The following is a 20,416-nucleotide window of genomic DNA, read 5'->3' on the forward strand; positions in this document are numbered from 1 at the left end:
GCCAAGCCCATCCAAGCCGGGGACACGCGGCTCAGTCCTTCAGGCGCATCTCTGCAGCACGCGCGTGGCCCTGCAGTCCCTCGCCATGTGCCAGCACGCTGGCAATGCGACCCAGTTCCTGCGCGCCCTGCTCGCTCACCTTGATGATGCTGCTGCGCTTCTGGAAATCGTACACGCCCAGCGGCGAACTGAAGCGAGCTGTGCCGCTGGTCGGCAGCACGTGGTTGGGCCCGGCGCAGTAGTCACCCAGGCTCTCGCTGGTGTAGGCGCCGAGGAAGATCGCGCCTGCGTGCTTGAGCAGCGGTTCCCAGCGGTGCGGTTCGCGGCTGCTGACCTCCAGGTGCTCGGGCGCGATGCGGTTGCTGATGGCACAGGCCTCTTCCATGCTGGCCGTCTGGATCAGCGCACCACGGCCGTTCAGGCTCTTGGAGATGATCTCGGCGCGCGGCATTTCCGGCAAGAGGCGATCAATGGCGGCCTGCACCTCGTCGATATAGGCCGCATCCGGGCACAGCAGGATGGACTGCGCCAGTTCATCGTGCTCGGCCTGGCTGAACAAATCCATGGCCACCCATTCGGCCGGCGTGCTGCCATCGGCCAGCACCAGAATCTCGCTCGGACCGGCAATCATGTCGATGCCCACGGTGCCGAACACGCGGCGCTTGGCGCTGGCCACATAGGCGTTGCCGGGCCCGGTGATCTTGTCCACCTTGGGGATGGTGTCCGTGCCATAGGCCAGTGCGGCCACCGCCTGCGCGCCGCCAATGGTGAAGGCCCGCGAAACACCCGCCACATAGGCCGCGGCCAGCACCAGTGCGTTGCGTTCGCCGCGCGGCGTCGGCACCACCATGATGATGTCTTCCACGCCTGCCACATGCGCCGGAATCGCGTTCATCAGCACGGAGGACGGATAGGCCGCCTTGCCACCCGGCACATAGATGCCCACGCGGTCCAGCGGCGTGACCTTCTGGCCCAGCAGCGTGCCGTCCGCGTCGCGATAGCTCCAGCTCTGTCCGCTGGCACGCTTCTGCGCCTCGTGGTAGCTGCGCACCCGGGCCGACGCAGCCTGCAGCGCCTGTTTCTGCACCTCGGGCAGACTGTCGAAAGCCGCCTTCAGTTCATCCTGCTTCAGCTCCAGTTCGGCCATGCCGCCCACCTGCAGGCCATCGAAACGCGCCGTGTATTCCAGCACCGCGGCATCGCCACGCTGCTGCACGTCGGCCAGGATGTCGGCCACACGCTGCTCGATCTCGGCATCGGTATCCGCGCTCCAGTGCAGACGCGCCTGGAAGGCGGCCTCGAAATCAGGCTGGGAGGTGGACAGGCGAAGGGGTTTGGCTTGCAGGATGCTCATTCTTTCAGTCTACAACTTCCGGCTTTTTCACGGCCTTGGCAAAGGTATCGATCAGGTGGCGGATCGGCTGCTGCTTGAGCTTGAGCGCGGCCTGGTTCACCACCAGGCGCGAACTGATCGGCATGATGTGCTCGACTTCCACCAGGTTGTTGGCCTTGAGCGTGCCGCCGGTGCTCACCAGATCGACGATGGCATCGGCCATGCCGGTCAGCGGCGCCAGTTCCATGCTGCCGTAGAGCTTGATGATGTCCACGTGCACGCCCTTGGCGGCGAAGAACTCGCGGGCAATGTTCACGTACTTGGTGGCCACGCGCAGGCGCGCACCCTGGCGCACCTTGCCAGCGTAATCGAAGTCGGCCGGCACGGCCACGCTCATGCGACAGCGGGCAATCTGCAGGTCCAGCGGCTGGTACAGGCTGGTTTCGCCCCACTCGGCACAATGCTCGATCAGGGTGTCCTTGCCCACCACGCCAAGATCGGCGCCACCGTACTGCACATAGGTCGGCACATCGGTCGCACGCACCAGCACCACACGCACATCGGGCTTGTTGGTCGGCAGGATCAGCTTGCGGGATTTTTCCGGATTCTCGAGCACCTCGATCTCGGCCGCCGCCAGCAGCGGCAGGGTTTCATCGAAAATGCGTCCCTTGGAGAGAGCCAGCGTAATCATTCGCCCACCCGTTCAATATCGGCGCCCAGCGCACGCAGCTTGACTTCCATCTGGTCGTAGCCGCGGTCCAGGTGATAGATGCGGTCCACCGTGGTTTCACCTTCGGCCACCAGGCCGGCGATCACCAGACCGGCAGAGGCGCGCAGGTCGGTCGCCATCACGGTGGCGCCGGACAGCTTGTCCACGCCTTCCACCATGGCGTTCTTGCCATCGATCTGGATGTTCGCACCCAGACGTGACAGTTCGCTGACGTGCATGAAACGGTTCTCGAAAATCGTCTCGGTCACCATGCTGCTGCCCTGGCTGATGGCGTTGAGCGCCATGAACTGGGCCTGCATGTCGGTCGGGAAGCCGGGGTATTCGGTAGTGCGGAAGCTCTGCGCCTTCAGGTGGTTCCAGGCCGGGCCGGCAGCGCGCACACGCAGGCCGTCACCTTCCCTGGTAATGTCCACGCCGGCTTCGCACAGTTTGTCGATCACGGCATCCAGATGGTCACCACGGCCGTTGTGCAGCAGTACGTCGCCGCCCGTGGCCGCCACGGCGCACAGGAAGGTGCCGCATTCGATGCGGTCCGCCACCACGGCATGCTCGCAGCCGTGCAGTTTTTCAACGCCTTCGATCACGATGCGGCTGGTGCCGTGGCCCGTGATCTTCGCGCCCATCTTGATCAGCATCTCGGCCAGATCGGGAATCTCCGGCTCCTGCGCCGCGTTCTCGAGGATGGTCGTGCCTTCTGCCAGCGTCGCCGCCATCAGGAAGTTCTCGGTACCGGTCACGGTGATCATGTCGGTCGTGATGCGGGCACCCTTCAGGCGCGTGCGGCCTTCGGGCAGACGCGCCACCATGTAGCCGTGCTCCACGTCGATGATGGCACCCATGGCCTGCAGGCCCTTGATGTGCTGCTCCACCGGACGCGCGCCAATGGCGCAACCACCCGGCAGCGACACCTTGGCGCGGCCGGTACGTGCCAGCAGCGGGCCCAGGGCCAGCACCGAGGCGCGCATGGTCTTGACCAGTTCGTACGGTGCTTCCGGATTGACAGGGTCACGCGCCTCGAAGGTGATGCCGCCGCGCTCGCCATGCAGTTCGATGGCCACACCCATGTTGGCCAGCAGCTTGCGCATGGTGCTCACGTCGCGCAAGCGCGGTACGTTGGTCAGCTTGACAGGATCGGCCGTGAGCAGGGCTGCACACATTTCGGGCAGTGCCGCATTCTTGGCACCGGAGATGGCGATTTCGCCGTGCAGGGGCTTGCCGCCGCGGATCAGGAGTTTGTCCATGGTCTGGATCTTCTTTCAGGGAATCGTTCTTGTTCGGGAAGGCAGGTGTCAGTCCTGCGCAGCGGCCCACTCGGCCGGCGTGAAGGTCTTCATGGACAGCGCATGCACTTCGTCCGTCTTCATGCGATCACCCAGCGTGGCATACACCAGCTGGTGGCGCTGGATCAGGCGCTTGCCCTCGAAGGACGACGACACAATGGTGGCAAACCAGTGACGGCCGTCGCCTTCCATGGTGATGTGTTCGCACGGCAGTCCGGCCGTGATGAGGGAGCGCAGTTCGTCGGCAGTCATGGAAATCCTGGAAACAATCTTGAAAAAATCAGCTACGCAGCTTGTAGCCGCTCTTGAGCAGGTACAGCGTCAGCATGGACACCAGCACAAAGCTGCCGCCCGCCACGCCCAGGCTGAGCCAGGGCGATACATCGCTGACGCCGAAAAAGCCATAGCGGAAGCCGTCGATCATGTAGAAGAACGGGTTGAAGTGGCTTAGCGTCTGCCAGATGCCGGGCAGCGAATGAATGGAGTAGAACACACCGGCGAGAAAAGTCATCGGCATGACAATGAAGTTCTGGAAGGTTGCCATCTGGTCGAACTTGTCGGCCCACAGGCCAGCCAGCATGCCCAGCGCGCCCATCAGGCCGGCACCCAGCAGCGCAAACGCCAGAATCCACAGCGGATGGGCCGCCTGCGGCGGTGCATAGAACAGCGTGACCAGATACACGCCCAGCCCCACCAGCAGGCCACGGGCGATGGCCGCGCCCACATACGCAATGAACCAGTGGCGACCACCCAGCGGGGTGAGCAGCACAAACACCAGGTTGCCCATGATCTTGCTCTGCACCAGGCTCGAGGCGCTGTTGGCGAAGGCGTTCTGCAGCACACTCATCATGACCAGACCCGGCGCCAGGAAGGCGACGTAGCTCACGCCCGGGTAGACCTGCACGCGGTCGCTCAGCACATGGCCGAAGATCATCAGGTACAGCACGGCCGTCAGTACCGGCGCGGCAATGGTCTGGAAGGCCACACGCCAGAAACGCAGGATTTCCTTGCGCAGCAGCATCTTCCAGCCGTCGTTGGCAGCGGGCACGGCCTGCAGCCCCTGGAAATCAGGCTGCACATGCACGGAAGGGGGTGATTGCGTCATGCCTGCACTCCTTTCGCATCGACACCGGTCGGGCAGCTGGGCGCATTCATCAGGGTGATGAACACGTCTTCCAGATCGGCCTTGCGGATTTCAAGCTCCTCGACCGGCACACCGGCCTGGCGCAGCGCGGCCAGATGCTGCTCGATTTCCTGCGGATCATGCGCCGGGAGTTCGACCATGCGGCCGGTGATACGCGCCAGTTGCGCCAGTGCAGGCGGCAGGGTGGCATCGGTCTTGAAGTGCAGCACGTTGGCGGTGGCATTGGCCAGCAGCGTGCTGGTCTTTTCCAGCGCAATCACGCGCCCTTTCTTGAGCATGGCAATGCGGTGGCAGAGCGCTTCGGCCTCTTCCAGATAGTGCGTGGTCAGCAGCACGGTGTGGCCCTTGCGGTTCAGGTCGGCCACGAAATGCCACAGCGTCTGGCGCAGTTCCACATCGACGCCGGCCGTCGGCTCATCCAGCACGATGACGGGTGGGCGATGCACCAGCGCCTGCGCCACCAGCACGCGGCGCTTCATGCCGCCGGAGAGCTGGCGCATGTTGGCATTGGCCTTGTCGGACAGTCCCAGGCCGGCCAGCAGTTCGTCGATCCAGTCATCGTTGCGGTTCAGGCCGAAATAGCCAGACTGGAAACGCAGCGCCTCGCGCACGGTAAAGAAGGGATCGAACACCAGCTCCTGCGGCACGATGCCCAGGTGGCGGCGCGCCTGCACGTAGTCGGTGCGAACATCGAAACCATGCACCTTGATGGAGCCGGAACTGGCACGGGCCAGGCCGGCCAGAATGGAAATCAGCGTGGTCTTGCCGGCACCGTTGGGGCCGAGCAGACCGAAGAATTCGCCATGCCCGATATCGAAGCTGACGTGGTCAAGTGCATGCACCGCCGGCGCATTGCCGCGCGGCGGGAAGGTCTTGACGAGGGATTGGATGGAGATGGCAGACATTAACCGTTCATTGTAACTTTTGCGGCCCAAGCCTGCACGCCTGCCTGTGGCTCAGGTGCCGTGCGACACCTTGATTGTCGGGAACTTGTGCGTATAGTCACGCCCCTTGGCCGCGATGCTGGCCGCCACCTTGCGCGCGATCTCGCGGTAGGTCTGCGCAGCCTGGCTGTCCGGATCCGACACCACCGTGGGCGCACCACTGTCGGCCTGCTCGCGGATGCTGAGCGACAAGGGCAGCGCTCCCAGATAGGGCATGCCCTGCGCCTCGGCCAGGCGCTTGCCGCCTTCGCGGCCGAAGATGTGTTCCTGATGGCCGCAGTTGCTGCACACGTGCACCGCCATGTTTTCCACCACACCCAGAATCGGCACGCCGACCTTCTGGAACATATTGATGCCCTTCTTCACGTCCAGCAGGGCGATGTCCTGCGGCGTTGTCACCATCACGGCGCCGGTCACCGGCACGCGCTGGCTCAGCGAGAGCTGGATGTCGCCGGTACCGGGCGGCATGTCCACCACCAGATAGTCCAGCTCGTCGTCGGGGGCCGTGCCCCAGTGCGTCTGGTGCAGCAGCTGGTCCAGCGCCTGCGAGGCCATGGGGCCGCGCCAGATCATGGCCTGGTCGCCGTCGATCAGGAAACCGATGGACATCACGCGCACGCCATGGCCGATCATCGGCTCCATGGACTTGCCGTCCAGGCTTTCCGGCTTGCCCTGCACGCCCATCATCATCGGCATGCTGGGGCCGTAGATATCCGCATCCAGCAGGCCGACTTTGGCGCCTTCGGCAGCCAGCGCCAGCGCCAGGTTGGCCGCCGTGGTGCTCTTGCCCACGCCGCCCTTGCCCGAGGCCACCGCCACCACGTTCTTCACGCCCTTGATCAGCTGGATGCCGGACTGCACCGCATGCGGCACCACTTTGGTCGTGATCTGCACATCGACCTGCTCCACCCCGGGCAGCGCCCTGGCTGCCTGCTGCAGTGCCTCGCGGATGGCCGGGTGACGGCTGGCAGCTGGGTAGCCCATCTCGATCGTGAAGGCAAGGCGGTTGCCGGTCCACACCAGATCCTTGATGGACTTGTCGTTGGCGAGCGGAGCGCCGGTTTCGTCGGTGACAACGGCGAGGGCTTGGAGCAGTTCTGCAGGAATGGTCATGGGTGCGGGTGTTCCAGAAAATTCGTCAATGCCCGCCAGTGTAGCCAATGCGCTCACCCCTGTTCGGCAAGCGGATTAGGGCACGACTGCCGGATGCAATTTCTTCAAATCATCGCAGGCCGCTCCGCGTGTAATCACGCTCCCGTAAAATGAATGGTTTGTGTCTCCGCACGCTGCTCTCGCAGCGCCGGCTTCCTGCCTCTCTTTCCCATCCGGATCATGTCGCGCCAACTGTTCGTCACCACTGCCCTGCCCTACGCCAACGGCACCTTCCACATCGGCCACATCATGGAGTACATCCAGGCCGACATCTGGGTGCGTTTCCAGCGCATGCAGGGCCATGAAGTGAATTTTGTCGGTGCCGACGATGCCCACGGCGCGCCTATCATGATCGCCGCCGAAAAGGCCGGCAAGACGCCGCAGCAGTTCGTCGCCGACATCGCCGCCGGCCGCAAGCAGTACCTGGAAGGCTTCCACATCAGCCACGACCACTGGTACAGCACCGACAGCCCGGAAAACACGGAACTGGCGCAAGCCATCTACCTCGACCTGAAGAAAGCCGGCCTGATCGAGACGCGCACCATCGAGCAGTTCTACGACCCGGACAAGGGCATGTTCCTGCCCGACCGCTTCATCAAGGGCGAATGTCCCAAGTGCGGTGCCAAGGACCAGTACGGCGACAACTGCGAGAGCTGCGGCGCCGTCTACAGCCCCACCGAGCTGAAGAACCCCTTCTCCGCCCTGAGCGGCGCCACGCCGGAACTGCGCCAGAGCGAGCACTTCTTCTTCAAGCTGTCCGACCCGCGCGCGGTGGACTTCCTCAAGCAGTGGACGGCCATCGAAAGCCCTCGCGGCGTGCCGCACGTGCAACCCGAGGTGCTGAACAAGATCCGCGAATGGTTCCAGCCCGCCGCCGACGGCAGCAGCGGCGACCAGCCCCAGCTGGGCGACTGGGACATCTCGCGGGATGCCCCCTACTTCGGCATCGAGATCCCCGATGCACCAGGCAAGTACTTCTACGTGTGGCTGGACGCACCCGTCGGCTACCTCGCCAGCCTGAAGAACCTGCTCACGCTGCAGGGCAAGGACTACAACTCCTATTTCGCCAACCCGAACCTGGAGCAGTACCACTTCATCGGCAAGGACATCATCACCTTCCACACGCTGTTCTGGCCCGCCATGCTGCATTTCAGCGGCCGCAAGACGCCCGACGCCATCTTCGTGCACGGCTTCCTGACCGTGAACAACGGCGAGAAGATGAGCAAGAGCCGCGGCACTGGCCTGGATCCGCTCAAGTACCTGAGCCTGAAGATGAACCCCGAGTGGCTGCGCTACTACCTGGCCGCCAAGCTCAACGGCCGCAACGAGGACATCGACTTCAACGCGGACGACTTCATGGCGCGCGTGAACAGCGACCTGATCGGCAAGTTCGTCAACATCGCCTCGCGCTCGGCCGGCTTCCTCAGCAAGCGCTTCGAGGGCAAGCTGGGCACGCTGGATGCCCAGGGCACTGCCCTGCTGGCCGAACTGCAGCAGGCAGGCGACGGCATTGCGCAGCTGTACGAAACGCGCGACTACGCCCGCACCGTGCGCGAGATCATGGCGCTGGCCGACAAGGTCAACGTCTATGTCGACCAGCACAAGCCCTGGGAACTGGCCAAGCAGGAAGGCCAGGAACAGCGCCTGCACGAAGTGTGCACACTGTGCATCGAGGCCTTCCGCGTGCTCACCATCTACCTCAAGCCCATCCTGCCCAAGCTGGCGGCGGAAGTGGCCAACCTGCTGATCGTGCCGGCCGAAAACTTTGCCGATGCGCGCAAGGCGCTCGGTGCCGGCCACCAGATGGACGAATTCAAGCACCTGATGCAGCGCGTGGACGTCAAGCAGCTGGATGCCCTGTTCGCGCCCCCGGCCGATGCGGCTCCCGCCAAGGAACCGGAAAAGAAGGCCGCGAAGAAGTCGCAGGCGCTGGCCGCTCCGGTGGATCCCAACGCACCCGGTGGCGAAGCGCTGGCACCGACCATCACCATCGACGATTTCGCCAAGGTCGACCTGCGCATCGCCAAAATCCTGGAGTGCAAGGCGGTGGAAGGCTCCACCAAGCTGCTGCAGCTCACGCTGGATGCCGGCGAAAAGGACGAAGCCGGCCAGCCGAAGACGCGCAACGTGTTCAGCGGCATCGCAAGCATGTACCAGCCCGAACAACTGGTGGGCAAGCTGACTGTGCTGGTGGCCAACCTGGCGCCGCGCAAGATGAAATTCGGCCTGAGCGAAGGGATGGTGCTGGCCGCCAGCCATGCGGACGAGAAGGCCCAGCCCGGCATCTACGTGCTGGAGCCCTTCCCGGGCGCTCAACCGGGGATGCGCATCCACTGAGTTGTCCCATGTATGTAGCCGTTCGCAGTTAACCCGCCGGAGTTCCCCATGCAGCTGCCTGAGTCCATCCTCCTGTTCAAGCCCAGCATTCTGAAAGCGCTGCGCAGCTACACCCGGGAACGCTTCGTCAAGGACGTCACGGCAGGGATCACGGTGGGGATCGTGGCACTGCCGCTGGCCATGGCCTTCGCCATCGCCAGCGGGCTGACGCCGCAAACCGGCATTTTCACGGCCATCATCGCGGGCTTCCTGATCGCCCTGTTCGGCGGCAGCAAGGTGCAGATCGGCGGGCCGGCCGGCGCCTTCATCGTGATCGTGTACGGCATCGTCGAGCGCTATGGGGTGCCCAGCCTGATCATCGCCACCGCCATGTCGGGCATCCTGCTGTTTCTCATGGGCCTGTTCCGCATGGGTACGCTGGTGCGCTTCATTCCGGTGGCCGTGGTGATCGGCTTCACCAACGGCATTGCGGTGCTGATCGGCCTGTCTCAGCTCAAGGACTTTCTGGGCCTCAGCATCCCGAAGATGCCTGCCGACTTCTTCGGCATGCTCTCCACCCTGTGGGCGCACATGTCCACCTTCAACCCCTACGCGCTGGCCGTATCGGCCGGCTCACTGCTGGTCATCATCGCCTGGCAGCACCTGCTGCCCTCGCTGGGTCCGAACAAGCAGGTCCTGCATGGCAAACTGACCATCATTCCGGGCTCCATCGTGGCGCTGATCCTGGGCAGCATTGCCGTGTCCACGCTTGGCCTGCCAGTCGAAACTATCGGCAGCCGCTTTGGCGGCATCCCGGCCGAACTGCCCGCCTTTGCCCTGCCCGAACTCAACTGGGACACGGCACGCTTCCTGTTCATTCCTGCCCTGACACTGGCGATTCTGGGCGCCATCGAATCACTGCTGTGCGCCCGCGTGGCCGATGGCATGACCGATGACCGGCACGACCCGAACCAGGAACTGATGGCGCAGGGCACAGCCAACTTCATCACTCCGTTTTTTGGCGGCATGCCCGCAACCGGCACCATTGCACGCACCGTGACCAACATCAAGAGCGGCGCCAGCAGCCCGGTGGCCGGCATCGTGCATGCCTCGGTGCTGTTGCTGATCGTGCTGGTGGCGGCACCGCTGGCCGCCCTGGTTCCCCTGCCTACCTTGGCCGCCGTGCTGATGTTCGTGGCCTGGAACATGGGTGAGTGGAGCGAATTCGCGCGCCTGCGCAGCTACCGCATGCCCTACCGGCTGACCCTGCTGGCGGTGTTCTTCCTGACGGTGGTGTTCGACCTGACAGTCGCGGTCGAAGTGGGCCTGGTCGCTGCCTGCCTGACCTTCATCTACCGCATCTCCAGCCTATCACGCTCGGAGCCGGTGATGCCGGCCGCCACCACCGCTCCGCCCACGCACTGGAACGAACAGGACGTGCGCGCCTGGCGGCTGCACGGCGCCCTGTTCTTTGGTGCCGTCAAGCTGATCGAAGACATCGAACTGCAGCTTCCCAGACACGTCGCCATCCTCGATATCGAGCACGTGATCTACCTGGATTCCTCGGGCGCGGAGGAAATGCTGCACCTCGCGCGCAGCTGCGAGAAACGCGGCGTCACGCTGATTCTCTGTGGCGTGATGGGACAACCGCTGGACATGGCACGCCGTGTGCGTCTGCTGGACTCCCCCGGCGTGCTGCACGAACCCGATCTGTCTGCCGCCCTTTCCAGCGCACTGAACCTGCTGCCCGCCGGCCAGGACAGTGCCGCTGACTCCTGACAGCGGCCGCCTCGTTCAAGGCTTGTTGTCGGGGTTGGTCATGTCCTCGGGATCTTCCCGGTGCTCGGTGCGGATCACCGTCAGATCCGGATCGAAGGTCACCTCGAACACGCTGCTGCGGTTGTGCCCCTCGCGGTAGCGCCAGGTGTAGACGGTTTCCTTCTTCAGCGCATAGGGAACAATGCGCGCCGGCTTGCCAAGCATGCGGCGCACCTCTTCCATCATCATGCCGGGCTTGACGCGATCGAAATTGTCGCGGTTGAGCACCTGGCGCAGCGCCACCACCTTGCCATCCGGGCCGATGGTGATCTGGTAGTTGGTGGTGCCCTGCGGCTGGCGGTTGTATTCGAGAATGCGCTCGCCATTCTGGCCTTCCCAGATGTTTTCCGGCTGGCCCCACTTGGCGTACACCTGCGCCTCGGTAGTCAGGTCTTCTTCGGTCGTTGCCACGCGCTCATTGTCGCAGCCCTGCAGCAGCAAGGCGCCACACACGGTTGCGAGGGCCGCTGCCCACTGCCAGCCGCGAAAACGTCGGGAAAATGCCTGCATGTGTTCTCCTGGTGATCAGTAACCTGCCTGCCGGACCGCCATACGTGGCCGGAAGGGGCAGGAATCGCTAAAATACACGAAATTCGGCCTGATGGCCCTTCCTCCTTCACTTTGAGCGCTGCACCATGCATTTGTTCCGCCGTCCCGATTACCAGTCCGAAACCACCAAGTTCATCAACGAGCTGAAAAAGCAGCGCCCCGAACTGGATGAGCAGCAACGTGCCGGCCGCGCCCTGCTGTGGGACAAGGAACTCGACCGCGAACTGATCGCCGAATACAAGGCCGGCCGCGTCAAGCAGAAGCCCTACGTCTACCAGACCAACGCCGAATAATGCCGGCCCGGCATCGTTCCCGATGCCATTGACCTGCTCTCCGCCACGCCTTGGACACCCCCGATCTTGACCTTGCACCAGCCACCGATGCGCTGATGCCCGAGGTGGTGGACAACGTGGCCGTGGCGCGCCTGTATGGCGAGCCCCTGTTCAACGTCCCCCAGGATCTCTACATCCCGCCCGATGCGCTGGAGATCTTCCTGGAAGCCTTCGAGGGCCCGCTCGACCTGCTGCTGTACCTGATCCGCAAGCAGAACTTCAACATCCTCGACATTCCCATGGCGGCGCTGACGCGCCAGTACCTGGCCTATGTCGATGAAATCCGCACCCGCAACCTCGAACTGGCCGCCGAATACCTGCTGATGGCAGCCATGCTCATCGAGATCAAGTCGCGCATGCTGCTGCCCCCGCGCAAGACGGCCGAGGGCGAGGAAGCCGAAGATCCCCGCGCCGAACTGGTGCGCCGACTGCAGGAATACGAGCAGATCAAGCTCGCTGCCGCCCAGCTGGGCACCGTGCCGCAGGCCGGCCGCGATTTCTTCCGCGCCCAGGTGCATATCGAGCAATCCCTGCAGCCGCGCTTTCCCGATGTGGAACTGAGCGATCTGCAGCAGGCCTGGGCCGACATCCTCAAGCGTGCGAAGCTGGTGCAGCACCACCGCATCAGCCGCGAGGAACTCAGCGTGCGCGAGCACATGAGCCTGGTGCTCAAGACCTTGCAGGGACGCCGCTTCGTCGAATTCGAGCAGCTGTTCGATCCGGCCCGCGGTGTGGCGGTGATGGTGGTCACCTTTATAGCCCTGCTGGAACTGGCCAAGGAAACACTGGTGGAAATCACCCAGGCCGAAGCGTTTGCGCCCATCTACGTGCGCCTGGCGTATACGCCCAGCTAGGCTCGATTTCTGCTTCGGCATCGAGACCCCTCACGCTCAATCCCGTCAGGGCGAAAGACTGGCGTTGCCGATATCCTCGGCGCCCGAGATGCTCATCAGCTTGTTCTCCGGATGCACGAAACGCTGCCCGCTGGTGGCAAAGACTACCCCGTCGATCGGACTGTGCACCGTGATCTGCTCCTGACTCACCGGATCGACCACATCCGCCAGCGGCTGGCCGCGTTGCACCCAATCTCCCGCCTGCACGTGGTAGACCACGATGCCCGGCATGGGCGCGTTCACATACTGCATGCCCTGAAGCGGATGCGGAGGGCGCGCCAGTTCGGGAGCTTCACGCACGGCGTCGGAAGGCAGCTGCACATCGCCCAGTTGGTGCAGGTACTGCAGCAAGGCATCGGCATCCTGCTGCGCCCAGGCATGGGACAGGTCGCGCTCGCCCCGCAACTCCACGGTGGCGCTGTGGCATGCCAGCGGAATGGCGGCGTCCGGCCAGGTGCGCTGCAGCTTGAGCCAGGGCGTGGAGAGCGACTCGTCGAACGAATCCGATTGCGAGTCCTCCGCCAGAATCTGGCATTCCGACCCCAGATGCCGGGCCATGGGCTCAAACGCCTGCCACAGCTGCGGCAAGGTGTAGAGATGCAGCACCGCATGGTTGTCGCAATGCAGATCCAGCACCAGATCGGCATCGAACGCCAGCCCGACCAGCACGGCATGCAGAGCTTCCACGCTGGTCTGCGGTTCAAAGGCGTCGATACTCTGCTGCATGGCCGCGCGAATCTGCGTCACGTTGGTGGCAGCATCCCCGGATGGTACGAAACCCTGCTGCTGCAAGCGCTCCAGCGCCCAGTCATGCAGGCGGATGCTGCGCAGGCGGTTGTAGTTCTGGCCGGTGGCGAAATCGAAACGCCCGATATGGCCGTAGAACAGGTTCTGGCGCAACCCCAGGGGATTGCACATGGGCACTAGCACAATGCGGGATGGCAGGCGCCCTTCGTCCTCGAGGCGCTCCAGCCGCTCGAACAGGTGATGCGCCACCAGCGAGCCGGGCAGCTCGTCCGCGTGCAGGCTGGCCTGGATGTAGATCTTGCGCTGCGCCTGGTGCGGGCCAAAGCAGAACGCCGTGACCACGGTCTCGGTGCCGGGCGTGGCGTGGCGCAGGGGGTAGGTGCGTTTTTCCATGCTGCCTGCATTATGGTCCGAACGGGCGTCCGCAATCAGTGAGGCAAACCCGCGCGCTCAGGCATGTTCGTTCTTGGCATCGCGGCCAAGCAGCAGGCGTGCGGCATCGACCGGCGCAATGGCACCATCCAGCAGCGCCACCACGCAGCGCGTGATCGGCATGTCCACGCCCAAGGCATCGGCACGGGCCAGCACGGTGCGGGCGCAATACACGCCTTCGGCCACATGGCCCAGGCTGTCCACCGCCTGATCCGCCGTCATGCCCTGCGCGAGCAAGAGACCCACCTTGCGGTTGCGGCTCAGGTCGCCGGTGGCCGTCAGCACCAGATCGCCCATGCCGCTCAAGCCCATGAAAGTGGCTCCGTCAGCACCCAGGCGCACGCCCAGACGCGTCATTTCGGCCAGCCCCCGCGTCATCAGCGCCGCGCGCGCATTCAGGCCGGGGGCAAAACCCTCCGCGCCCTGTGCAGCCCGCTGGGACAGTCCGTCCAGCACGCCCGTCGCGATGGCAAGCACGTTCTTGACCGCGCCGCCCACCTCCACACCAATCAGATCATCGCTGCGGTACACGCGCATGGTGCCGCCATGCAGGGCCTGCACCGCCCGTTCGCACACGACGGCATGGGGACTCGCCACCACCAGCGCCGTCGGCTGGCTGCGCGCCACTTCCTGGGCAAAGCTGGGGCCGCTCAGCACCCCCGCAATCAGCTCAGGCGCCACCTGCTGCTTGACTTCGTGCGGCAACAGCCCGAAGGAAGCACCCGGCTGCATGGCTTCGAAGCCCTTGCACAGCCAGACCAGCGGCACAGCGGATCCCCGCAACTGCTCCAGCTGCCCGCGCAGGCCGGCCACCGGCACCGCCAGCACGAGCAGGTCATCATCCGCCACATCGGCAGCGGTAGCGATGCCGCTGGCCACCGACAGTGCTTGCGGAAATGCCACGCCCGGCAGATAGCGGGTATTGCTGCGTTCGGCCTGCATGGCCTGGGCATGTTCGGGCTGACGCGTCCAGAGGGTCACCTCATGGTGCTGTGCAGCGTGGATGGCAACTGCGGTGCCCCAGGCGCCCGCTCCCAAAACGGCAATCTTCATCGCGTGTTCCCAAAGGTGGCCCTTTAGGCCATGCCCATACAAAAACAGAGCGCCGAGCGCCCTGTCCATTCCGTGCGGAAAGACAGCCGGAGCTGTCTCTTGCGGAGGAGTTTACTGCACGGCAGCGCCGTCAGCCGGGCCTTCGGCGGCAGCCGCCTGCAGCTGCTGCTCGTACATGGCCTGGAAGTTGATCTCGGCCAGATGCACGGGCGGAAAGCCGGCGCGCTGGACGATGTCGGCCACGTTGCCACGCAGGTAGGGGTAGATGATCTGCGGGCAGGCCACACCCATCACGCCGTTCATCTGGTCTTCGGGCAGATTGCGGATCTCGAAGATGCCGGCCTGCTTGGCCTCGACCAGGAACACGGTGCGCTCGCCGATCTTGGTGGTGGCGGTTGCCGTCACGGTCACCTCGAACAGGCCGTCAGCCACCTGCTCGCCGCCCAGACCCAGCTGGATCTCGACGTTGGGGGCATCCTGCTCCAGCAGGATGGCGGGGGAGTTCGGCTGCTCCAGCGAGGCTTCCTTCAGGTAGATGCGCTGGATGTTGAATACGGGGTCCTGGTTGTCTGCCATGGCGTGCTTGTACTTTCGCAAGTGTGAATGATCAAGGCTTCATTATGCAGCACGCCATGCAGGCTTCATGACAATCAGGCCGCGTCCAGCAGGGGCTGCAGTCCGCCCTTTTGATCGAGGGCAAACAAGTCGTCACAGCCGCCCACATGCGTCTCGCCGATCCAGATCTGCGGCACAGTACGACGACCGCTGCGCTCCATCATGACCTGGCGCTGTGCCGGGTCCTGGTCGACCTTGATTTCCTGGTAGTCGGCCACGCCCCGCTCCTTCAGAAGCTGCTTGGCGCGAATGCAGTACGGACAATAGGCGGTGGTGTAGATGGTGACTTTTTGCATGATGAAGAGTATCGCTGCCGCATGCAGCGGCAGTGTTTCAGGGTGTCAGCAGGGCCAGCTGGCGCTCAGGCCTTGCTGCCGCTCACCGGCATGTTCGCACTCTTCCAGCTGCGCATCCCGCCGGCCACCGAATAAGCCTGCTCGTAGCCCAGCTTCTTGGCGATGGCGGCCGCACGGCCGGAGCGCGCGCCATGCTCGCAGAAGAACAGCACCGGCGTCGACTTGCTCTTGACCGTCTGCGGCAGTTTCTCGCTCAGCTGCGCCAGCGGAATGTTCTTGGACTGCGCAATGCGTTCATTGGCATACTCGCCCGCCTCGCGCACGTCGACCAGCACGGCCTTCTCGCGGTTCATTTTCTGCACCGCGTCGGCCACGGACATGCCGCCCTGCCCCACGCCGCCCGTCAGTGCCGGGAACAGCAGCATGGCGCCGGAACCGACCGCCACCAGGATCAACAACCAGTTATGCAACAAAAAATCCACGTGTAACCTCTCTTGCTGCGCCCGGGGGCGCCGATGAACATGGCGAGATTTTATAGAATAGAGGATTGCCTGCTGCCAGTCGGTGTGCAATTCCCTCCACCTCTTTCCGCACTGTGAGAGCCATGTACAAACTCGTCCTCATTCGCCACGGCGAATCCACCTGGAACCTCGAAAACCGCTTCACCGGCTGGACCGATGTCGACCTGACCCCCACGGGTGTGTCGCAGGCCATGTCTGCCGGCAAGCTGCTCAAGGCCGAAGGCTGGGATTTCGACCTGTGCTACACCAGCGTGCTCAAGCGCGCCATCCACACCCTGTGGTACACGCTGGACGAAATGGACCGCACCTGGCTGCCGGTGGTCAAGGACTACCGACTGAACGAGCGCCACTACGGTGGCCTGCAGGGCCTGAACAAATCGGAAACGGCCCAGAAGTATGGCGATGACCAGGTGCTGATCTGGCGCCGCAGCTACGACACACCCCCGCCGCCGCTGGCTGCCGATGATCCGCGCAGCGAGCGTAGCGACCGCCGTTACGCCGATCTGGCCCCCGAGCAGATCCCGCTGACCGAATGCCTGAAGGACACCGTGGCCCGCGTGCTGCCGTTCTGGAACGAATCCATCGCTCCCAGCATCCAGTCCGGCAAGCGCGTGCTGATCGCGGCCCACGGCAACTCCATCCGTGCCCTGATCAAGTATCTGGACAACATCTCCGACGAGGACATCGTCGGCGTGAACATCCCGAACGGCATCCCGCTGGTGTACGAGCTCGACGCCGACCTCAAGCCGATCCGCCACTACTACCTGGGCGATGCCGCCGCTGCAGAAGCTGCCGCCAAGGCCGTGGCCCAGCAAGGAAAGAAGTAAGCCGGAGGGGAGCCGGGCCGGCTGCTCCTGGCAGCATGCCGGCCCCATCCCCTGCCCTGCGGGCTTACCGCCCCTGACAACCGTTACAAACACGCGAAAACCCGCCACACAGCGCGGGCAGGGTCCGTGTATAGTCCCTTCTGTATCAATGGACTGACGGGACACTGGCACCTGCCTTCGGCGGGCTGCAGCCTGATTCAGGCATGACTGGGCCCGCAGGGAATGGGCCGGGAGAAGGTAAATACATGGGTTCCAAGTTGAAAGCAGCCGGCTGGATGTCGGCAGGCATCCTGGCGGGGGCGATGGCGACGGTGTCGTTCCAGACGGCCGCGCGCAATGCCACTGATCCGCTGCCGCTCGAAGAGCTGCAGCAGCTTGCCGCCGTGTTCGGCATGATCAAGAGCAACTATGTGGAGCCCGTCAACGACAAGAAGCTGATCACCGATGCCATCTCCGGCATGGTGTCGGGCCTCGATCCGCACTCCCAGTACTTCGACAAGAAGGCCTTCAAGGAATTCAAGGAAGGCACCAGCGGCAAGTTCGTCGGCGTCGGCATCGAGATCACGCAGGAAGACGGCCTGGTCAAGGTCGTCTCGCCCATCGAAGGCTCCCCCGCCGACAAGGCCGGCATCAAGGCCGGCGACCTGATTACGCGCATCGATGACAAGGCCGTGCGCGGCATGTCGCTCAACGACGCCATCAAGCGCATGCGCGGCAAGGCCGACACCAAGGTGGTGCTGACCATCTGGCGCAAGACCGAAAGCCGCACCTTCCCGGTCACCATCACCCGTGCCGAGATCCGCGCCCAGTCCGTGCGCACCAAGATGGTGGAGCCGGGCTACGCCTGGGTGCGCCTGACGCAATTCCAGGAGCGCACTGTGCCCGATTTCGTGCGCAAGGTGAACGAGCTCTATCAGCAGGATCCCAGCATCAAGGGCATCGTGCTGGATCTGCGCAACGATCCGGGCGGCCTGCTCGATGCGGCGGTGGCCGTGTCTGCCGCCTTCCTGCCGCAGGGCGTGCCGGTGGTGTCGACCAAGGGCCAGCTGGCCGAGAGCAATACCGTGTTCAAGGCGATTCCGCAGGACTATGCCCGCATGTTGGGCAGCGGCGATCCGCTGCGCGAACTGCCTGCCGCGCTCAAGAAAGTGCCGGTGGTGGTGCTGGTGAACGAAGGCTCGGCCTCCGCCAGCGAGATCGTGGCCGGCGCCCTGCAGGACCACAAGCGTGCCACCGTGATGGGCAGCCAGACCTTCGGCAAGGGATCGGTGCAGACCGTGCGCCCGCTCGGCCCCGATACCGGCCTGAAGATCACCACGGCCCGCTACTACACGCCCACGGGCAAGTCCATCCAGGCCACCGGCATCATCCCTGACGTGATGGTCGATGAGACCGTCGAGGGCAGCCCCTACGCCATCCTGCGCATGCGCGAAGCTGATCTGGATCACCACATCAGCAACGGCCAGAAGGATGACAAGGTCGATCCTGCCAAGGAAAAGGAACGCACCCAGGCCCGCGAGGAAGCGCTGAAGAAGCTCGAGGCGGAGATGAAGAAATCGCCGGACGGCCTGAAGCTGCCCGAGTTCGGCAGCGAGAAGGACTTCCAGTTGCAGCAGGCGCTGAACAAGCTCAAGGGCCTGCCGGTGACGGCCAGCAAGACGCAGACCGTGCGTCCACCCGAATCCAAGGACAAGGACGAGGACGACAAGTCCGCTGACAACAAGGACAAGCCGGCCGGCAAGGCCCCGGCGGCCAAGCCACCCGCCTCCCGCTGACCGGCAGGGCCTCGGATGCATTCCGTGGCCCTTCCCGGCCAGACATCCGGCACCGGATACCGTGCCGAACAACACCCCAGGAGCTGGACGCCAGCCTTGGGGTGTTTTTCATGATGGATGCCCCCTTGCATCAGCACCGTCTCGGCCCGCCCCGTGCCGGCAGTGCATGTGTCACCGCTCCATCGCCTCCGCAAATCGGTCTATGATCGACCTCTTTCCCCTGCCCTGTCTGCCTCCCGATGAACGACGCCCAACTCCTGCGCTATTCCCGCCACCTGCTGCTCGAGGAAATCGATGTGGAGGGCCAGGAGCGCCTGCTGGCTTCGCACGCCGTCATCATCGGCGCGGGCGGCCTGGGCTCGCCCGCTGCCATGTACCTGACCAGCGCCGGCGTAGGTCGCCTTACGCTGGTGGACGATGATGAAGTGGATCTGACCAATCTGCAGCGCCAGATCGCCCACACCGAGGCCCGAGTCGGTCAGCCCAAGACCGAATCCATGCGCACGGCGCTGCAGCAGATCAATAGCGACACGCAAATCCGCACCCTGACCCGACGCGCAGATGCCGAACTGCTGCGCGAACTGGCCCGCGATGCCGACGTGATGCTGGACTGCACCGACAACTTCGCCACCCGCCAGATGGTGAACCAGGCCTGCGTGCAGGAAGAAACCGATCTGGTGTGGGGCGCCGCCATCCGCTTCGATGCGCAGATCGGCGTCTATCGGGCCGGCGATCCGGTCAGCCCCTGTTACGCCTGCACCTTCGACCCGCGCCATGTCCCCGAGGAGGCACGCTGCGCCACCATGGGCGTGTTCGCGCCAATTACCGGCATCGTGGGCTCAATCCAGGCAGCCGAAGCCATCAAGCTGCTGTGCGGCCTGCCCAGCGAACTGCACCACGCCATGCTGCTCATCAACGCCCGCCGCATGGCCTTCAGCAGCATCGGATTGCAGCGCCAGCAGGCCTGCCCGGTCTGCGGCAGCATGCACGCCTGAGTTTCAGCGGCTCGGCATCGGCTTCTGGCGCGGCACCACATGGCACGGGCCATGCATGGCGCGGAAATCGCGGGGATAGCGCGCTTTCGGATCCGCGAACAGCCCGGCCTCCTCGCGCATCGCCGCACGCTCCTCGGCGGCATAGATACCGCGCGTCCAGCCGGTGCGGTACGACCAGGCGTGTCCCTCCCGCACCATGACAGCACCGATATCCTGCCCGTCCTGCGCCTGCACCTGGACAAGCAGGCGGCGATAGCGGTCTGAACCCTGTACATGCACCTGCACCGTCTGCTGCAGCACCCAGCGTTCTAGAAAGCGCTGTGCAGTCCGGCCATGGGCCTGGCAGATTTCCGGCGCATCAATGCCCTCGATGCGCAGCTTGATGCGCCCTGAACGCTCCAGCGCGCCCCCCGCACGCCGAACCTGCACCTCGTGCTGGGGCATCACCCACAGCGTGTCGCCATCCACCACGCGCAACACACGCGCCGGGAAAGATTCCGCTGCCAGTGCTGCCCCCTGCATCAGCACAAGCAGGCACACCGCACCCAGCCATTGTCCGATTCTCTCGAGAATAGAACTGTTGTGCTGTAAGTGTGCTCCGACAGCCCGGCCCGCATCTTGATGGCATACTTGAGAAAGTACACGGGGTATCTTGTATATCATC

Annotated in this window: 21 protein-coding genes; 7 read left to right on the plus strand and 14 right to left on the minus strand. The window is 64.2% G+C overall.

Annotated elements, in window-relative coordinates; all coding sequences use genetic code 11:
- Nucleotides 1–31: 31 nt before the first annotated feature.
- From hisD to apbC, 7 genes are all read right to left on the minus strand, one after another.
- Nucleotides 32–1,354 (minus strand): histidinol dehydrogenase, encoded by a 1,323-nt coding sequence (hisD, locus tag BMW28_RS11185; protein WP_091817976.1) that lies wholly within the window; start codon nucleotides 1,352–1,354, stop codon nucleotides 32–34.
- Between the two features lie 4 nt (nucleotides 1,355–1,358).
- Complete coding sequence (gene hisG, locus BMW28_RS11190; protein WP_091817978.1) at nucleotides 1,359–2,024, minus strand: ATP phosphoribosyltransferase; 666 nt, start codon at nucleotides 2,022–2,024, stop codon at nucleotides 1,359–1,361.
- Nucleotides 2,021–3,304, minus strand: coding sequence for a UDP-N-acetylglucosamine 1-carboxyvinyltransferase (gene murA / locus BMW28_RS11195; protein WP_091817980.1), 1,284 nt, complete (start codon nucleotides 3,302–3,304; stop codon nucleotides 2,021–2,023). Before murA ends, hisG begins: the two co-directional genes overlap by 4 nt.
- A 48-nt stretch (nucleotides 3,305–3,352) precedes the next feature.
- Nucleotides 3,353–3,595: a BolA family protein gene (locus tag BMW28_RS11200; RefSeq protein ID WP_091817983.1), complete on the minus strand. Its 243-nt coding sequence runs from the start codon at nucleotides 3,593–3,595 to the stop codon at nucleotides 3,353–3,355.
- 28 nt (nucleotides 3,596–3,623) lie between these two features.
- Nucleotides 3,624–4,364: an ABC transporter permease gene (locus tag BMW28_RS11205; protein ID WP_234970131.1), complete on the minus strand. Its 741-nt coding sequence runs from the start codon at nucleotides 4,362–4,364 to the stop codon at nucleotides 3,624–3,626.
- Between the two features lie 80 nt (nucleotides 4,365–4,444).
- Nucleotides 4,445–5,392 carry an ABC transporter ATP-binding protein gene (locus BMW28_RS11210; RefSeq protein ID WP_091817987.1) on the minus strand — a complete coding sequence of 316 codons (948 nt, stop codon included), beginning with the start codon at nucleotides 5,390–5,392 and terminating at the stop codon, nucleotides 4,445–4,447.
- Nucleotides 5,393–5,443: 51 nt separating this feature from the next.
- Entirely contained in the window at nucleotides 5,444–6,544 is a 1,101-nt protein-coding gene (apbC, locus tag BMW28_RS11215; RefSeq protein WP_091817989.1) for an iron-sulfur cluster carrier protein ApbC, read from the minus strand.
- A 219-nt stretch (nucleotides 6,545–6,763) separates the two neighbouring features.
- On the opposite strand from apbC, the gene metG reads away from it, so the two are divergent.
- Nucleotides 6,764–8,920 carry a methionine--tRNA ligase gene (gene metG, locus BMW28_RS11220; protein WP_407640954.1) on the plus strand — a complete coding sequence of 719 codons (2,157 nt, stop codon included), beginning with the start codon at nucleotides 6,764–6,766 and terminating at the stop codon, nucleotides 8,918–8,920.
- Between the two features lie 48 nt (nucleotides 8,921–8,968).
- Nucleotides 8,969–10,678, plus strand: a complete 1,710-nt coding sequence (locus BMW28_RS11225; protein ID WP_091817991.1) for a SulP family inorganic anion transporter — start codon at nucleotides 8,969–8,971, stop codon at nucleotides 10,676–10,678.
- A 15-nt stretch (nucleotides 10,679–10,693) separates the two neighbouring features.
- Here BMW28_RS11225 and bamE read toward each other — a convergent pair whose 3' ends face one another.
- Nucleotides 10,694–11,227 carry an outer membrane protein assembly factor BamE domain-containing protein gene (gene bamE, locus BMW28_RS11230; RefSeq protein ID WP_091817994.1) on the minus strand — a complete coding sequence of 178 codons (534 nt, stop codon included), beginning with the start codon at nucleotides 11,225–11,227 and terminating at the stop codon, nucleotides 10,694–10,696.
- Nucleotides 11,228–11,352: 125 nt separating this feature from the next.
- Here bamE and BMW28_RS11235 point away from each other — a divergent pair, with 125 nt between their 5' ends.
- Both BMW28_RS11235 and BMW28_RS11240 read left to right on the plus strand, forming a co-directional pair.
- Entirely contained in the window at nucleotides 11,353–11,559 is a 207-nt protein-coding gene (locus BMW28_RS11235; protein WP_091817995.1) for a DUF3460 family protein, read from the plus strand.
- Between the two features lie 95 nt (nucleotides 11,560–11,654).
- Nucleotides 11,655–12,452 carry a segregation and condensation protein A gene (locus tag BMW28_RS11240; protein ID WP_091818051.1) on the plus strand — a complete coding sequence of 266 codons (798 nt, stop codon included), beginning with the start codon at nucleotides 11,655–11,657 and terminating at the stop codon, nucleotides 12,450–12,452.
- A gap of 45 nt (nucleotides 12,453–12,497) precedes the next feature.
- Here the strand turns inward: BMW28_RS11240 and BMW28_RS11245 are convergent, their stop codons facing one another.
- The 5 genes from BMW28_RS11245 to BMW28_RS11265 all read right to left on the minus strand — a co-directional run bounded on the left by BMW28_RS11245 (nucleotide 12,498) and on the right by BMW28_RS11265 (nucleotide 16,059).
- The gene (locus BMW28_RS11245) at nucleotides 12,498–13,631 is read right to left on the minus strand and encodes a succinylglutamate desuccinylase/aspartoacylase domain-containing protein (RefSeq protein WP_091817997.1); all 1,134 of its coding nucleotides are present in this window, start codon (nucleotides 13,629–13,631) and stop codon (nucleotides 12,498–12,500) included.
- Nucleotides 13,632–13,688: 57 nt separating this feature from the next.
- Entirely contained in the window at nucleotides 13,689–14,723 is a 1,035-nt protein-coding gene (locus BMW28_RS11250; protein WP_091817999.1) for an NAD(P)H-dependent glycerol-3-phosphate dehydrogenase, read from the minus strand.
- Nucleotides 14,724–14,834: 111 nt separating this feature from the next.
- Nucleotides 14,835–15,299 (minus strand): protein-export chaperone SecB, encoded by a 465-nt coding sequence (gene secB / locus BMW28_RS11255; protein ID WP_091818000.1) that lies wholly within the window; start codon nucleotides 15,297–15,299, stop codon nucleotides 14,835–14,837.
- A gap of 74 nt (nucleotides 15,300–15,373) precedes the next feature.
- Nucleotides 15,374–15,634, minus strand: a complete 261-nt coding sequence (gene grxC, locus BMW28_RS11260) for a glutaredoxin 3 (protein WP_091818002.1) — start codon at nucleotides 15,632–15,634, stop codon at nucleotides 15,374–15,376.
- Between the two features lie 65 nt (nucleotides 15,635–15,699).
- A complete protein-coding gene (locus BMW28_RS11265; protein ID WP_407640955.1) occupies nucleotides 15,700–16,059 on the minus strand; it encodes a rhodanese-like domain-containing protein in 360 nt (119 codons plus the stop codon).
- A gap of 179 nt (nucleotides 16,060–16,238) precedes the next feature.
- Here BMW28_RS11265 and gpmA point away from each other — a divergent pair, with 179 nt between their 5' ends.
- From gpmA to BMW28_RS11280, 3 genes are all read left to right on the plus strand, one after another.
- A complete protein-coding gene (gene gpmA / locus BMW28_RS11270; protein ID WP_091818005.1) occupies nucleotides 16,239–16,982 on the plus strand; it encodes a 2,3-diphosphoglycerate-dependent phosphoglycerate mutase in 744 nt (247 codons plus the stop codon).
- A 245-nt stretch (nucleotides 16,983–17,227) separates the two neighbouring features.
- Nucleotides 17,228–18,757, plus strand: a complete 1,530-nt coding sequence (locus tag BMW28_RS11275; RefSeq protein WP_091818006.1) for a S41 family peptidase — start codon at nucleotides 17,228–17,230, stop codon at nucleotides 18,755–18,757.
- A 239-nt stretch (nucleotides 18,758–18,996) separates the two neighbouring features.
- A complete protein-coding gene (locus tag BMW28_RS11280) occupies nucleotides 18,997–19,752 on the plus strand; it encodes a HesA/MoeB/ThiF family protein (RefSeq protein ID WP_091818008.1) in 756 nt (251 codons plus the stop codon).
- A 3-nt stretch (nucleotides 19,753–19,755) separates the two neighbouring features.
- Here BMW28_RS11280 and BMW28_RS11285 read toward each other — a convergent pair whose 3' ends face one another.
- On the minus strand, nucleotides 19,756–20,274 hold the full coding sequence (locus BMW28_RS11285) for a thermonuclease family protein (RefSeq protein ID WP_159430754.1): 519 nt from the start codon (nucleotides 20,272–20,274) through the stop codon (nucleotides 19,756–19,758).
- Between the last annotated feature and the right edge of the window lie 142 nt (nucleotides 20,275–20,416).

The sequence above is a fragment of the Allobrachymonas denitrificans DSM 15123 genome, assembly GCF_900110225.1.
Classification (GTDB): Bacteria; Pseudomonadota; Gammaproteobacteria; order Burkholderiales; family Burkholderiaceae_C; genus Brachymonas; species Brachymonas denitrificans.

Bases quoted from the DNA above. Each gene is read 5' to 3' on its own strand.
- hisD (WP_091817976.1), bottom strand. From the start codon at position 1,354: ATGAGCATCCTGCAAGCCAAACCCCTTCGCCTGTCCACCTCCCAGCCT.
- hisG (WP_091817978.1), bottom strand. From the start codon at position 2,024: ATGATTACGCTGGCTCTCTCCAAGGGACGCATTTTCGATGAAACCCTG.
- murA (WP_091817980.1), bottom strand. From the start codon at position 3,304: ATGGACAAACTCCTGATCCGCGGCGGCAAGCCCCTGCACGGCGAAATC.
- BMW28_RS11200 (WP_091817983.1), bottom strand. From the start codon at position 3,595: ATGACTGCCGACGAACTGCGCTCCCTCATCACGGCCGGACTGCCGTGC.
- BMW28_RS11205 (WP_234970131.1), bottom strand. From the start codon at position 4,364: ATGCTGCTGCGCAAGGAAATCCTGCGTTTCTGGCGTGTGGCCTTCCAG.
- BMW28_RS11210 (WP_091817987.1), bottom strand. From the start codon at position 5,392: ATGTCTGCCATCTCCATCCAATCCCTCGTCAAGACCTTCCCGCCGCGC.
- apbC (WP_091817989.1), bottom strand. From the start codon at position 6,544: ATGACCATTCCTGCAGAACTGCTCCAAGCCCTCGCCGTTGTCACCGAC.
- metG (WP_407640954.1), top strand. From the start codon at position 6,764: ATGTCGCGCCAACTGTTCGTCACCACTGCCCTGCCCTACGCCAACGGC.
- BMW28_RS11225 (WP_091817991.1), top strand. From the start codon at position 8,969: ATGCAGCTGCCTGAGTCCATCCTCCTGTTCAAGCCCAGCATTCTGAAA.
- bamE (WP_091817994.1), bottom strand. From the start codon at position 11,227: ATGCAGGCATTTTCCCGACGTTTTCGCGGCTGGCAGTGGGCAGCGGCC.
- BMW28_RS11235 (WP_091817995.1), top strand. From the start codon at position 11,353: ATGCATTTGTTCCGCCGTCCCGATTACCAGTCCGAAACCACCAAGTTC.
- BMW28_RS11240 (WP_091818051.1), top strand. From the start codon at position 11,655: ATGCCCGAGGTGGTGGACAACGTGGCCGTGGCGCGCCTGTATGGCGAG.
- BMW28_RS11245 (WP_091817997.1), bottom strand. From the start codon at position 13,631: ATGGAAAAACGCACCTACCCCCTGCGCCACGCCACGCCCGGCACCGAG.
- BMW28_RS11250 (WP_091817999.1), bottom strand. From the start codon at position 14,723: ATGAAGATTGCCGTTTTGGGAGCGGGCGCCTGGGGCACCGCAGTTGCC.
- secB (WP_091818000.1), bottom strand. From the start codon at position 15,299: ATGGCAGACAACCAGGACCCCGTATTCAACATCCAGCGCATCTACCTG.
- grxC (WP_091818002.1), bottom strand. From the start codon at position 15,634: ATGCAAAAAGTCACCATCTACACCACCGCCTATTGTCCGTACTGCATT.
- BMW28_RS11265 (WP_407640955.1), bottom strand. From the start codon at position 16,059: ATGCTGCTGTTCCCGGCACTGACGGGCGGCGTGGGGCAGGGCGGCATG.
- gpmA (WP_091818005.1), top strand. From the start codon at position 16,239: ATGTACAAACTCGTCCTCATTCGCCACGGCGAATCCACCTGGAACCTC.
- BMW28_RS11275 (WP_091818006.1), top strand. From the start codon at position 17,228: ATGGGTTCCAAGTTGAAAGCAGCCGGCTGGATGTCGGCAGGCATCCTG.
- BMW28_RS11280 (WP_091818008.1), top strand. From the start codon at position 18,997: ATGAACGACGCCCAACTCCTGCGCTATTCCCGCCACCTGCTGCTCGAG.
- BMW28_RS11285 (WP_159430754.1), bottom strand. From the start codon at position 20,274: ATGCAGGGGGCAGCACTGGCAGCGGAATCTTTCCCGGCGCGTGTGTTG.